Source organism: Pseudomonas sp. SIMBA_068 (assembly GCF_046534705.1).
GTDB classification, from domain to species: Bacteria; Pseudomonadota; Gammaproteobacteria; order Pseudomonadales; family Pseudomonadaceae; genus Aquipseudomonas; species Aquipseudomonas putida.
On the sequence record NZ_JAWRYI010000001.1, the window covers coordinates 1067068 to 1079806 of the forward strand.

Here is a 12739-nt window from a genome sequence, read left to right on the forward strand (position 1 = left end):
GAAGGCGCAGACCATGAGTACCCCTTTGGACACCAATGCCCTTAAAGCCCGCCAGCAGGCCGCGTGGGCCAGCGGTGACTACGCGGTAATCGGCACCACCCTGCAACTGGTTGGCGAACGCCTGGCCGAGGCCTGCGACTTGCGCTGGGACGAGCAGGTGCTGGACGTTGCTGCCGGCAACGGCAACGCCACCTTGGCCGCTGCCCGGCGCGGCTGTCGCGTCACCTCCACCGACTATGTGCCCGAATTGCTCAAGCGCGGCGAAGAGCGGGCGCGGGCCGAGCACTTGAATGTGCTGTTCCAGGCGGCCGATGCCGAAGCGTTGCCGTTTGCCGACGGAACCTTCGATGCCGTGCTTTCCACCTTCGGCGTGATGTTCGCCCCTGATCAGGCGCAGGCCGCACGCGAGCTGGCCCGGGTGTGCCGGCCCGGTGGCCGCATCGGCCTGGCCAACTGGACCCCGCAAGGCTTTGTCGGGCAGATGTTCAAAATTCTAGGCCTGCATGTGCCTCCACCCCCCGGTGCCTTGCCGCCTTCGCGCTGGGGCGATGAGGAGCAGTTGCGCGTAATGTTTGAAGGGGCGCTTGGCGAACTGAAAGTCAGTCGTCAGCAGTTCAACTTCCGCTATCGCTCGGCGGCGCATTTCATCGAGGTGTTCCGCACCTGGTATGGGCCGGTACACAAGGCGTTTGCTTCATTGGAGCCAGAGGCGGCCAGTGCGCTGGAGCGGGATCTGACCCAGTTGCTGGATGAAAGCAACGTGGGTGGGTCTTCCTCGTTGGTGGTGCCCAGTGAATACCTTGAGGTGGTGATTAGCCGAGGCTGAATTCACGGGTGGGTGTCAGTTCTTGCACTTGGCCATCACTACTTGGCAAGTTCGGGGTGTGCCTCCAGAGCGGCCGGCATAGCGCATGCAATTGTTCATTGATTTCTGACGGGCAATGCTCAGGGTATTGCCCCAGGCCAGGCCGCCTTCGCCAGTCGTGGGTACAGCTTTGGCGAAGCAGTTGGAGCCTACTGCAGGCGTGGCGTAGCGCGCCTTGCTGCCTTTGCTGGAGCAACCAGCGGTGAGCGCCAGGCTGAGGGCGAGCAGGGTGGTCAGGGCCCAGGATGCGTTTGGTCTGCTCACGTGTTCCCCTTCTGCGCTTGGCAGCAAATGCCTTGCAGGATATTTCATTGTAGCGAAGCGGTGAACTATCGCGTCGTGAAGGGGCTCCTTTGCTTAGCGCACCCTGCGCTCACCTGATGGCGCAAGCCTATCAGCCCCCTGGGTCACTGAATGAAAAGGAGGCACTGTGACCGCCACTGACCAAACCCTCTACCGCTGTACCCCCAGCCCGCTGCACGCCCTGTTGCTGGCAGGCAGTGTCCCGTTGTTCCTTGGCGCACTGCTGAGCGACATCGCCTACTTCAACAGCTACCAGATCCAGTGGAGCAACTTCGCCGCCTGGCTGATCGCCGGCGGCCTGGTGTTCTGCGGGTTAGCCCTGTTGTTTGCACTGGCCAACCTGATCCGCGCCGAACGCAAGGGCGGGCGCGCCACACTGTACTTCGTGCTGCTGCTGGTGACCTGGGTGCTCGGCTTGATCAATGCGTTCGAGCACGCCAAGGACGCCTGGGCGGTGATGCCGTCGGGGCTGGTGTTGTCGGTGATCGTGACCGTGCTCTCGGTGGTGGCTGCCTGGACCGGCTTGAGCAACCTGCGTTCGGGAGGTGCAGCATGAAGCCTTTGCATGCATTGAGCTTATTGAGCATGGCGGTGTTGCTGAGTGCCTGTGGGGGGGACGGCGAGCCTACCCAGGCCCATGGGCCGGACCCGAAGCTGCCCGATCCGCAGCGCGGGCTGCTGCCGAGCATGAAGATTGCGCAGCCGGTTGCGTGGGGCGAGCAGAAACCGGCCGTGCCGGAAGGTTTCAGCGTCACGGCCATTGCCACTGACCTGAAGATTCCGCGGCAGAGCCTGGTGCTTCCCAATGGCGATATTCTGGTGGCCGAGGGCAGAGGTGGCAGCGCGGCCAAGCTCAAGCCCAAGGATGTGATCGCCAGCCAGATCAAGGCCAAGGGCAATACGCAGGTCAAGGGGGGTAACCGCCTGACCCTGTTGCGCGATGCCGACGGCGATGGCACCTACGAGGTGCAGACCGTGTTCGCGGAAAACCTCAACGCACCCTATGGCCTGGCCTTTGCCAACGGCAAGCTGTATGTGGCCAACCAGGATGCGCTGGTGCGCTTTGACTACAAGGAAGGCCAGACCCAGGCCGACGGCCCGCCCTCCAAGGTCACCGACCTGCCGGCCGAGATCAACCACCACTGGACCAAGGCGCTGACGATCAGCCCGGATGGTCGCTACCTGTACGTGGGAATCGGCTCGAACAGCAACATCACCGAGCGCGGCCTGGAGGTAGAGATCGATCGGGCCATGGTCTGGCAGGTCGATGCCGAAACCGGCGCGCACCGGCCTTATGCCACCGGCTTGCGCAACCCGACGGCATTGACCATTCAGCCGCAGACCGGGCAGTTGTGGACGGTGGTTAACGAGCGCGATGAACTGGGCCCCGACTTGGTCCCGGACTACCTCACTTCGGTGCGCGAAGGTGGCTTCTATGGTTGGCCTTACAGCTACTGGGGGCAGAATGTAGATGATCGGGTGCGGCCGCAAAACCCGGACAAGGTGGCTGCGGCGATCAAGCCGGACTACAGCCTGGGCTCGCATGTGGCTGCACTGGGCGTCGACTTCTCGATCCCTGCCATGGGCAAGGAGTTTGCCGACGGAGTGTTCGTGGGCGAGCACGGCAGCTGGAACCGGCCCGATCCGGTTGGCTACAAAGTGATATTCGTGCCGTTCAGCAATGGCAGGCCGGCAGGTGAGCCAATCGACTTTGCCACGGGCTTTCGCGGTGAGGATGGCAAGACCCGTGGGCGACCGGTGGGGGTGACCGTGGACCCGCGCGGGGCGTTGATCATTGCCGATGACCTGGCCAATACGGTGTGGCGGGTGACGCGAAACCGTTGAGTATTGGTCTGGCCCAAGTCCACGCTCCCATGGGAGTGGTTCATCCGCGAAATGCCGGCGAGGTGATGGCACCGGCAGGGTGGCGGGCAACGTCTATGCTTGTTGGCGCGTGAACAATTCGCGCCCTTTTTTAGTTGATCACATGGAAGCAGGTCTATGAATCCGATTCGCTCTCTCGCTTGTGCTGTTGCCTTGGCCACGCTGGCATCCGCTGCCAGCTTTACGGCGTACGCTGCCGATATTCCGATTGCCAGTGAGGCACTGGAAAGCCATGTCACCACGCAGGTTACAGCTATCGACCAGGCCAACCGCCAGGTCACGGTGAAAGGCCCTGATAACAAAGCGGATGTGACGTTCCAGCTCACGGATCAGGCCAAGGCTCTGCCTAACCTCAAGGTCGGGGACAAGGTCGATATCTTCGTTACCCGCGCCGTGGCCTATGTGCTCAATACCGATGTGGGTGGGGCGCCGAAGGCCACCGAGGAGTCCGGCACCATTCGCGCCACAGCGCAGAACCCCAACCCAGGCGGCGAGGCATTCCGCCAGGTCCGGGTCACCTCGCAGATCAAGAAGATCGACCTCAAGAAGCATGAAGTGAGCCTGCTGCCACCCGAGGGCAAGTTGCAGGTGGTCAAGGTCGAAAACCCGGACTTGCAGGCACGCATGAAGAATCTCAAGGTCGGCCAGACGGTCGATGCGATCTTTACCGAAGTGCTGCGCGTCGAAACCTCCCGCTGAGCATTTCCTGAGACAGGCTACGGGTTGCCCGTACATGATCCGTCGTGATGCCTTGCATGACGGCGGATGCTGTAGGCGACCCGAGCACGCAAAAATCCTCATCGCGAGCTAACCGCAACCGCTGCGAACATGCGCCTGACGAATAATCTACGTGCATACGTTCAATTTCCATCAATGGAGAGAATTTTCGATCATTGCCTGAACTTTTCAGTAATGAGGGCTGCCATGTTCAGTAAAACGCTGTGCCTTCTGGTGCTTCCCTTTGCTTTGGCGTTGCTTGCTGGGGCGGTGCTGCCGTTCCAGGCTGCGGGTAATGCCGCCGTTGGCCGTGCCCTGGGGCATTGGTTGTGGGGGGCATTCACTTCGTTGACGGTGAGTTCGCTGGTGGTAATCGCCGCACTGCTGATTCTCAAGGTGCCGGCACCGGACCTGGGCAAAGCCCTGCAGGGGCCTTGGTGGCTGTGGGTTGGCGGTGTGCTGGGGGCAATGTATGTGGCGGGTGCTGCGGCGCTAACGCCCAAGCTGGGCGCGGCGGGGTTCCTGGTGTTGGTGGTGGCGGGGCAGATCATCACAGCGGTGCTTGCCGACCACTTCGGGGTGATGGGGTTGGGAGGCAAGCCGCTGAGCCTTGCCAGGGTGGCAGGCGTAGTGCTGATCCTGTGCGGCGTACTGTTGGTGCAAGGCACCTGGTCGACGGCGCCAGCGACCAGTGCAATCACTGCGGTGAAGCAGCCAGAGGGCTGATCAGCGCCCCGGCTGACTGCAGGCCCACACGGTTTCGCGCAGCCAGCGGTGCCCGGGGTCGCTGTCCTTGCGGCTGTGCCAGGCCTGCTGGTAGTCGAACGAGGGGATGGCCAGGGGCGGCGTGAACTGGCGCAGTGTCTTGTGCTGGCGCAAGGAGCCCACTGCGCGGCTGGCTACTGTCAGGATCAGGTCGGTGCCAGCAAGTACCTCTACTGCCGCGCTCCAGTGTGGCAAGGCCAAGGCAATACGGCGGCGCAGCCCTTGGGCGGCCAGCGCACGCTCGATCTCGTCGAAGGCATCCGGGCGCATGGCCATCAACACATGCGGGCGTGTCAGCCAGTCTTCCAAAGTAAGGCCACCGCTGGGGGGCAACACCTGGCGATCGGCAACGCTGATGAAATGGTCGGCAAACAGGGGCTGGGCGGTGATGTCCTGAGGCAACTCGGGGAACAGGCCCAGTGCCAGGTCCAGTTCCCCATCGAGCAGTTGCGCCAGCATGGTTTCGCGACTGGCCTGGCTGATGGCCAGGTCCACCCCGGGTGCTACCTGGCGCAGGTGGCGCAGCAGGGGCGGCAGGATGATGCGCGAGGAGTAGTCGGACAGCGACAGCCGGAAACGGCGCTGGGCTTTGGCTGGCTCGAACTGTGGGGTGGCCAGCAGGCCGTTGAGATTGCTCAAGGCATCCTGTAGCGGTTTTACCAGCGACTGGGCACGGGCGGTGAGGGCCATGCCGCCGCCTTGGCGTACCAACAAGGGGTCGTCGAAGTGCTTGCGCAGTTGCGCCAACGCGTGGCTAACGGCGGGTTGGCTGCGGTGCAGACGCAGGGCGGCCCGGGTCACGTGCTTTTCGCTGAGCAGGGCATGCAGGGCGAGTAGCAGGTTGAGATCGATCTTGCGCAGTTCATCCATGGGGTGAATAGCCTTGGTTAATTCCGGCGGTGTTTATTAGCTTAACAAGCCTTGCGCAGTCGTTGTGGGAGCGGCCTTGTGTCGCGATGGGCCGCAAAGCGGCCCCGACGATATCTGCTACGGAGGTTAAAAGCTGAGGGCCGCTTCGCGCCCTATCGCGACGCAAGGCCGCTCCCACAAGGCTCGCGTTGACCGTTGGGGTTATACTCCCCGTCCGTTTTACTGTTATCCGAGTACTCCGATGGGTCTTTCTGCAACTGCCACACCCGAACCGCGTCGCCTGGGCGCCCCTTTGATCGCCATGGTTTTACTGCTGGCTGGCGCCTGGTTCCTCAATCTGAATGCCGGCTTCAAGCAGGTATTGCTGCTGCTGATCGGTGCAGCGCTCGGCCTGACTTTGTATCATGCCGCCTTTGGCTTCACCTCGGCGTGGCGGGTGTTCATCAACGAGCGACGAGGCGCGGGCTTGCGTGCCCAGATGGTCATGCTGGCCCTGGCGGTGCTGCTGTTCTTCCCGGCATTGTCAGCTGGCAGCCTGTTCGGCTACCCGGTCACTGGCCTGGTGGCCCCGGCGGGTGTCTCGGTCGTGTTCGGTGCGTTCATTTTCGGCATTGGCATGCAGCTGGGCGGCGGGTGCGCTTCGGGCACGCTGTTCACCGTTGGCGGTGGCAATGCGCGCATGCTGGTGACCCTGCTGTTCTTCATCATCGGCTCTGTAACCGCCACCCATCATGCTGACTGGTGGTTTGCCTTGCCGTCGTTCCCGGCAACCTCGATCGTGCAAGCCTGGGGTGTGGGGCCGGCGCTGCTGGTGAGCCTGGCAGTGTTCGGGCTGATCGCCTGGGCTACCGTGGTGCTGGAAAAGCGCCGACACGGCGCGCTGGAAGCGCCAGTTGCCAGCGAACACCAGGGCATGCGTCGCTTCCTGCGGGGCCCTTGGCCGTTGCTGTGGGGCGCTATCGCCCTGGCGCTTCTCAACTACGCGACCCTGGCGCTGGCGGGGCGGCCGTGGGGCATTACTTCCGCCTTCGCCTTGTGGGGTGCCAAAACCCTCAACGGCCTGGGCGTGGATGTCGGCAGCTGGGTATTCTGGCAGGCGCCGGCCAACGCCAAGGCGTTGGCCTCGCCGCTGTGGCAGGACATCACCACGGTGATGGACCTGGGCATCGTGCTGGGGGCGCTGCTGGCGGCGGGCCTGGCCGGGCGCTTTGCGCCCAGCCTGAAAATCCCGCTGCCGTCGCTGGTTGCCGCAGTCATCGGCGGCCTGCTGTTGGGCTACGGTTCGCGCCTGGCCTATGGCTGCAATATCGGCGCGTACTTCAGTGGCATTGCCTCGGGCAGCGTGCACGGCTGGCTGTGGCTGGTGGCGGCTTATTCGGGCAACCTGATCGGCGTACGCCTTCGCCCGTTGTTTTTCGCCGGTGAGCGGCGCCCTGCGGTGCTGACAGGCTGCTGAGGCACCGAGTGAATTGCTGCAAGAGGTGCAGAAATCATCTGCACCTCGCCTGATTGTTCAACTTTTCCCACCTGATTAGCCTGACCCGAACACCATTCAACAGGATTCGATCATGGCTACCCGTATCACGCTCAATGACACCGGCAGCGCCGATGTGATGCAACCTGAACACATACAGGCACAACCCCCAGGGCCCGGCCAGGTCTGGCTGGAGCAGACAGCCATGGGTGTGAACCCCCTCGACCTGTTGCAGCGCAAAGGCGGTGCGCCGCTGGCTTTGCCCTCTGGCCTGGGGCTGGAAGGCGCAGGCAGGGTCACTGCCGTCGGTGATGGGGTGCACAACGTGCAGGTGGGGGACCGCGTGGCTTATGCCATGGGGCCGGTCGGTGCCTATGCCAGCGGCCGGTTGTTCCCGGCCGAACGGCTGGTCAAGCTGCCGCCGCAGCTGGAGGACGAGGCCGCCGCAGCGGTGCTGTTCAAAGGCATCACGGCGCAGTACTTGCTGAAAACCACCTACGCTGTGGGCCCGGGTACCCAGGTGCTGTTGTACGGCGCCGCCGGTGCCTTGGGCCAGCTGATGGCGCCTTGGGCGCGGCATCTCGGGGCGACGGTGATTGGCGTGGTATCACGCCCGCAAAGTGTGGCCAGGGCCCAGGCGGCCGGTTGCCACCATGTGCTGGTGTTCGACGCGGCAACGCTGGCCAGCGATGTGCGCAAGCTGACCCAGGGGCAGGGCGTGGATGTGGCCTATGACTGTGTCGGCAAGGTGTCGCTGGACGCTTCGCTGGACAGCCTGCGGGTGCGCGGCCTGCTGGTGTCGTTCGGGGGCACTTCCGGTGCGCCGGCGGCGATCGAGGTGGCCACGCTCAATGCCAAGGGCTCGCTGTACCTGACCCGGCCGTCACTGGCGGCACATACCCGCACGGTAGAGGAGTACCAGCAGCGCGCCGCCGATGTGCTGGCAGCCGTCGCCGAGGGTATCATCCAGCCTCGGGTCTGGCGTCGCTACCCGCTGGCCGAAGTGGCCAGGGCCCACAGGGACCTGGAGCAAGGGCTGTCGGAGGGCGCGCTGGTCCTTACCGCCTGATGCCCGAACCCTGCCACCGAGCCTAGCCATGGATGCCTACGACAGTCGCCGCGCCGATGAACTTGCCACCTTGCTGGCCCTGCACGAGCAGGGCTCGTTTGCTGCTGCCGGGCGGCAGCTGGAGCGCCACCCCACGGTGCTGTCGAAGCGCCTGAGTGCGCTGGAGGCGCGGTTGGGCATTCGCCTGGTGGAGCGCAGCACGCGGCAGCTGCGTTTTACCGATGAGGGCGAGCGGCTGGTGGCCAAAGTGCGCGAGGCCAACCGTCTGATTGCCGAGGCGGAGCAGGAAGCTGCCGAGGGGGCGGCAACGGTACGCGGGCGCTTGCGCCTGGCATTGCCGGCGGCCATGGGGCGGCGCTGGTTGAGCGGGATGCTGGCCGACTTCGCGCTGGCCTATCCGCAGGTGACAGTGGAGGCCGAGTATGCCGACCGTTTCGTCGACCTGATCGGCGAGGGCTTCGATGCCGCCATCCGCATTGGTGAGCTGGTGGACAATCGCCTGGTGGCCAGGAAATTGTGCGATCACTTGCGCATACTCTGCGCATCGCCCGATTACCTTGCTCGGCATGGCACGCCTGCACAACCGGAACAGTTGTCTGAGCATAATTGTCTATGTTTCAGTGGCTTACGTTCATTTCCTGAATGGCGCCTGATGAGCGGTGAGCGGCAGGTGACCGTGAAGGTCGTCGGCAGCCTGCGCAGCAACGACAATGAAGCGTTGCTGGAGGCGGCGAGGCGTGGCGTGGGCATTCTTGCCGGGGGGGACTGGCTGATGGGTGAGGACCTGGCCAGCGGCCGCCTGGTACGGGTGCTGCCGCAGTGGCAGCTGGACGTGGCAGCGGGCATTTACCTGGTACGCCCGACCGCGCGGCTGAACACTGCGGCCCTGGGCGCCTTCAAGGCCCGGCTGGAAGACCGCTTCAAGGCGGGGGCACCGTGGCGGTCTTGATACTCTTCTGCAGATTAAACGAATAACCGTCTGATAAATAATAGATTATCGTTTGGCTACCGCATGCTGAACACACTGCTCATAGTAAGTTTGCTTGATCGCTGCAGGCTTCAACCGCGAGCGGCTGTTGTAAGTCTGCTCAGTAATGCCGAAGGCGGTCATGCGCATCCAGGGTTTGGGGAATTTGCGTACCTGCAGCTTCTTGCGGGTGGCATACAGGGTCACCCCGGAAAGCTTGGCCTGCTGGGCCTCGGCCGCTATCTGTGCACCCCAGCCGCAGGTGTGGCGATCATTCTGGCTCAGCGCCCGGGCCTGGGCGCCGAAAGCCAGCGTGGCCAGCAAGCAACCGGCCATCGTTGCTAGAAATACTCGCATGTTGCTGTCCTAAGCATCTGAAGAAGAACGGAGTTTGCCTTCGCTTTTCGATGCCGGGGGCCAGCAATTTGCCGTCAGATCACGGCCACGCGCAGCGGGCTGGCGGCTGGCTTGCGCACGCTCGCCCAGGCCAGGCTGGCAACCCAGATGACCGACACACCATAGTTCAGGCGTTGATACAGGCCGAATAGCTGGCCGTTTTGCGCTGCCTGGCCCATCAGCGCGACGGTAATGATCGCCAGTACCACACAGGCCAGGGAAAACAGCGCAAAGGCCCGCGAGCCGGCAATGCGATTGCCTAGCCACGCCCACAGGGCACTGGCCAGGGTCAGCGAGAGGAACATCAGCAGGCCGGACAGGTTATGCAGTTGCTGTGAGGTGGAAGGCTGCGCCGGTGTGCAACCCTGGTCACAGGGGAACCAGCCGGTGCCCAGGCTACCGACACCATGCAGTAAGACCAGGGCTGCACTCAGCATTGCCAGTTTCGACCCACGCCAGCGCCGCACCAGGCCCCAGGCAAACAGCGCGAACAGCGCGGCCAGTGGGAAGTTGTTTACCCGTGGCGACCAGCTGTGGGTTGGCGCACCTACGGCGCCGAGCTGGCTCATGGCCTGTTGCAGGTGGTCATAGCCGGGGTAAGCCTGGGCGGTGAGCCAAACACCTGCCAGCAACCAGAGGGGTATCAGCAGGCCGCTGGCGAGCAATAGGCGGTCGAGGGGTTTCATGCGGCATTTTCCTTCCATGGATGAGTGAGCGCAAAGGCGCACAGTACAGGCTTGCGTGGCCTCTGGGCCAGCACTTGGGCCGGCTTTTTCATAGGTGTGGCTTGCGAGGGAGAGCAAGAAATACCGCACCGGGTGTATGTGATCGTACAACTGCTTGCGCTATGATGAGCGCTGTCTTTCTAGGTGAAATACAGGGCAATGACAGAGCAACAGGTACAGGCAAGGACCCGGCGCAAGCCGCGTAGTCTGGCCCAGGAACTGGTCACAGTGCTGACCGAACGCATTCGCAGTGGTCAGCTCAAGCGTGGCGACAAGCTGCCGACCGAATCGCAGATCATGGTCGAAGAGGGCGTCAGCCGCACCGTGGTGCGTGAGGCGATCTCGCGGCTGCAGGCCGCCGGGCAGGTCGAGACCCGCCATGGCATCGGCACGTTCGTGCTGGACGCGCCAGCGTCGGGGGGCTTTCGCATCGACCCGGCGACTGTGGTCACCCTGCGTGAAGTGCTGGCGGTGCTGGAGTTGCGTATTGCCCTTGAAATCGAATCGGCAGGCTTGGCGGCGCAGCGGCGCAGCGATGAAGAGCTGGCGGGCATGCGTGCGGCGCTGGACGAACTTAACGAAGGGGCGGCCCATGCCAATGATGCGGTGTCAGCGGACTTCCAGTTCCACCTGCGCATTGCCCAGGCCAGCGGCAACCACTACTTCGCCGACATCATCAACCACTTGGGCACCAGCATCATCCCGCGTACCCGGGTGAATTCGGCGCGGCTGGCCCGTGATGACCAGGCGCATTACATGAGCCGGTTGATGCATGAGCACGAGGCGATTTATGAAGCAATCGCCCGGCGTGACAGCGAAGGGGCAAAGATGGCCATGCGCATGCACCTGAGCAACAGCCGGGAGCGCTTGCGTCAGGTACATGAAGAGGCTGAGGCGCAAGGGGTCTGAGGCATTTGTGACCTATACCGGCCTCTTCGCGGGCACGCCCGCTCCCACAGAATCACCACAATGCCTGAAAATTGTGCAAACCCTGTGGGAGCGGGTTTACCCGCGAAGAGGCCGGCACAGCCAAAAGAAAAGCCCCGCCATGTGCGGGGCTTTCTTGTTTCAGGCGCTCGATCAGATCGCCTGGTCACTCCATTGCCCGTTCACCAGGCGGCGCAGCGCCAATGGGTTCGCGTTGCGCAGGGCTTCAGGCAGCAGGGCCTGCGGGTAGTTCTGGTAGCACACCGGGCGCAGGAAGCGGTCGATGGCCAAGGTGCCCACCGAGGTACCGCGGGCGTCCGAGGTCGCAGGGTAAGGCCCGCCGTGGACCATGGCATCACACACTTCAACACCGGTCGGGTAGCCATTGATCAGGATGCGTCCGACTTTCTCCTCCAGCAATGGCACCAGCCAGGCGTAGGCCTCGAAATCTTCTGCTTCGCCGATCAGGGTAGCGGTCAGCTGACCACGCAGGCCGAGCAGGGCTGCGCGCAGCTGTTCGTCGTCCTGTACTTCCACGGCCACAGTAGTCGGGCCGAACACTTCTTCCTGCAGCAGCGGGTCAGACTCGACCAGCAGGCGGGCATCGGCCTTGAACAGTTGGGCGCGGGCCTGGCTGCCTTCCTGCGCCTGGCCGGCCAGGTGCTCGATACCGGCATGGGCATGCAGGTGCTCCAGCCCACCCACGTAGCTGCGCAGGCCACCGGCGTTGAGCATGGTTTGCCCGGCCTGCTGGTCCAGGTGCTGGCCAAGGTCGGCCAGTAGCTGGCTGTACTGCGGCGATTGCAGGCCGATCACCAACCCCGGGTTGGTGCAGAACTGGCCGGCACCCATGCACACGGAGCCTGCCAGTTCGCGGGCAATGGCCTCGCCACGTTTGGCCAAGGCGGTTGGCAGGATGATGACCGGGTTGATGCTGGACATCTCGGCGAACACTGGAATCGGCTGCGGGCGCTCGGCGGCCATGCGGCACAGGGCGTCGCCGCCCTTGAGCGAGCCGGTGAAGCCGACGGCCTGGATGGCCGGGTGCTTGACCAGCCACTCGCCCACACCACCACCGAACACCATGTTGAACACGCCCTTGGGCATGCCGGTGCGCTCGGCGGCACGTACGATGGCGCATCCCACCAGGTCGGCGGTGGCCATGTGGCCGCTGTGCGCCTTGAATACTACCGGGCAACCGGCGGCCAGTGCCGCAGCGGTGTCGCCACCGGCGGTAGAGAAGGCCAGCGGGAAGTTGCTGGCGCCGAACACGGCGACCGGGCCGACGCCAATGCGCATCTGGCGCAGGTCCACGCGCGGCAGCGGCTGGCGCTCGGGCAAGGCCAGATCGATACGGGCACCGAGGAAGTCACCACGGCGCAGTACTTGGGCGAACAGGCGCATCTGGCCACTGGTGCGGCCACGCTCGCCTTGAATGCGGGCTGCGGGCAAGGCGGTCTCGCGGCAGACGATGGCGACGAAGGCGTCGTCCAGCTCGTCCAGTTCGGCGGCGATGGCGTCGAGGAATTCGGCGCGGCGTGCCGGGGCCAGTTGGCGGAACTCAGCGAAGGCGGCAGCGGCGGCCTTGGCGGCCTGGTCTACTTCAGCTTCGCTGGCTTGAGCGAAGCTGTAGGGCAGGGCTTCGCCAGTGCTGGCGTCCAGGCTCTGCAGGCGCTGTGGGCCAGCGGCGCTGCGCTGGCCGGCGATGAAGTTGTGGCCGAGGATTTCAGGCATGGGGTGCTCCTGTTGGCTGAAAGACAATCTGGGGGTGTCGCAT

At 63.9% G+C, this 12739-nt stretch carries 14 protein-coding genes; 9 read left to right on the forward strand and 5 right to left on the reverse strand.

The annotated features are described in order from the left end of the window. The first annotated feature begins 13 nt into the window (after positions 1-13). On the forward strand, positions 14-826 hold the full coding sequence (locus SB756_RS04935; protein ID WP_410910304.1) for a class I SAM-dependent methyltransferase: 813 nt from the start codon (positions 14-16) through the stop codon (positions 824-826). A gap of 15 nt (positions 827-841) precedes the next feature. Here SB756_RS04935 and SB756_RS04940 read toward each other — a convergent pair whose 3' ends face one another. After that, positions 842-1129 carry a hypothetical protein gene (locus SB756_RS04940; RefSeq protein WP_341798622.1) on the reverse strand — a complete coding sequence of 96 codons (288 nt, stop codon included), beginning with the start codon at positions 1127-1129 and terminating at the stop codon, positions 842-844. A 166-nt stretch (positions 1130-1295) separates the two neighbouring features. Between SB756_RS04940 and SB756_RS04945 the strand changes: the two genes are divergently transcribed. From SB756_RS04945 to SB756_RS04960, 4 genes are all read left to right on the forward strand, one after another. After that, positions 1296-1724 (forward strand): DUF2231 domain-containing protein, encoded by a 429-nt coding sequence (locus tag SB756_RS04945; protein WP_016499295.1) that lies wholly within the window; start codon positions 1296-1298, stop codon positions 1722-1724. After that, a complete protein-coding gene (locus tag SB756_RS04950) occupies positions 1721-3013 on the forward strand; it encodes a PQQ-dependent sugar dehydrogenase (protein WP_341798623.1) in 1293 nt (430 codons plus the stop codon). Before SB756_RS04945 ends, SB756_RS04950 begins: the two co-directional genes overlap by 4 nt. Positions 3014-3169: 156 nt before the next feature. Next, positions 3170-3751, forward strand: a complete 582-nt coding sequence (locus tag SB756_RS04955; protein WP_410910305.1) for a hypothetical protein — start codon at positions 3170-3172, stop codon at positions 3749-3751. A gap of 225 nt (positions 3752-3976) precedes the next feature. Beyond that, entirely contained in the window at positions 3977-4495 is a 519-nt protein-coding gene (locus SB756_RS04960) for a DMT family transporter (protein ID WP_410910306.1), read from the forward strand. Here SB756_RS04960 and SB756_RS04965 read toward each other — a convergent pair whose 3' ends face one another. Continuing rightward, positions 4496-5404 (reverse strand): LysR family transcriptional regulator, encoded by a 909-nt coding sequence (locus tag SB756_RS04965; RefSeq protein ID WP_410910307.1) that lies wholly within the window; start codon positions 5402-5404, stop codon positions 4496-4498. A gap of 241 nt (positions 5405-5645) precedes the next feature. On the opposite strand from SB756_RS04965, the gene SB756_RS04970 reads away from it, so the two are divergent. The 3 genes from SB756_RS04970 to SB756_RS04980 all read left to right on the forward strand — a co-directional run bounded on the left by SB756_RS04970 (position 5646) and on the right by SB756_RS04980 (position 8896). After that, positions 5646-6860 carry a YeeE/YedE family protein gene (locus SB756_RS04970; protein ID WP_410910308.1) on the forward strand — a complete coding sequence of 405 codons (1215 nt, stop codon included), beginning with the start codon at positions 5646-5648 and terminating at the stop codon, positions 6858-6860. 112 nt (positions 6861-6972) lie between these two features. Beyond that, positions 6973-7947: a quinone oxidoreductase family protein gene (locus SB756_RS04975; protein ID WP_410910309.1), complete on the forward strand. Its 975-nt coding sequence runs from the start codon at positions 6973-6975 to the stop codon at positions 7945-7947. 28 nt (positions 7948-7975) lie between these two features. After that, positions 7976-8896 carry a LysR family transcriptional regulator gene (locus SB756_RS04980; RefSeq protein ID WP_341798629.1) on the forward strand — a complete coding sequence of 307 codons (921 nt, stop codon included), beginning with the start codon at positions 7976-7978 and terminating at the stop codon, positions 8894-8896. Between the two features lie 45 nt (positions 8897-8941). Here the strand turns inward: SB756_RS04980 and SB756_RS04985 are convergent, their stop codons facing one another. Together SB756_RS04985 and SB756_RS04990 are read right to left on the reverse strand one after the other, a co-directional pair. Next, positions 8942-9271 (reverse strand): hypothetical protein, encoded by a 330-nt coding sequence (locus SB756_RS04985; protein WP_016499303.1) that lies wholly within the window; start codon positions 9269-9271, stop codon positions 8942-8944. 74 nt (positions 9272-9345) lie between these two features. Continuing rightward, positions 9346-9996, reverse strand: coding sequence for a DUF998 domain-containing protein (locus SB756_RS04990; protein ID WP_341798630.1), 651 nt, complete (start codon positions 9994-9996; stop codon positions 9346-9348). A gap of 198 nt (positions 9997-10194) precedes the next feature. Here SB756_RS04990 and SB756_RS04995 point away from each other — a divergent pair, with 198 nt between their 5' ends. Further along, complete coding sequence (locus SB756_RS04995; RefSeq protein ID WP_016499305.1) at positions 10195-10944, forward strand: FadR/GntR family transcriptional regulator; 750 nt, start codon at positions 10195-10197, stop codon at positions 10942-10944. Positions 10945-11115: 171 nt separating this feature from the next. Here the strand turns inward: SB756_RS04995 and SB756_RS05000 are convergent, their stop codons facing one another. Then, on the reverse strand, positions 11116-12696 hold the full coding sequence (locus SB756_RS05000) for an aldehyde dehydrogenase (NADP(+)) (protein WP_341798631.1): 1581 nt from the start codon (positions 12694-12696) through the stop codon (positions 11116-11118). Between the last annotated feature and the right edge of the window lie 43 nt (positions 12697-12739).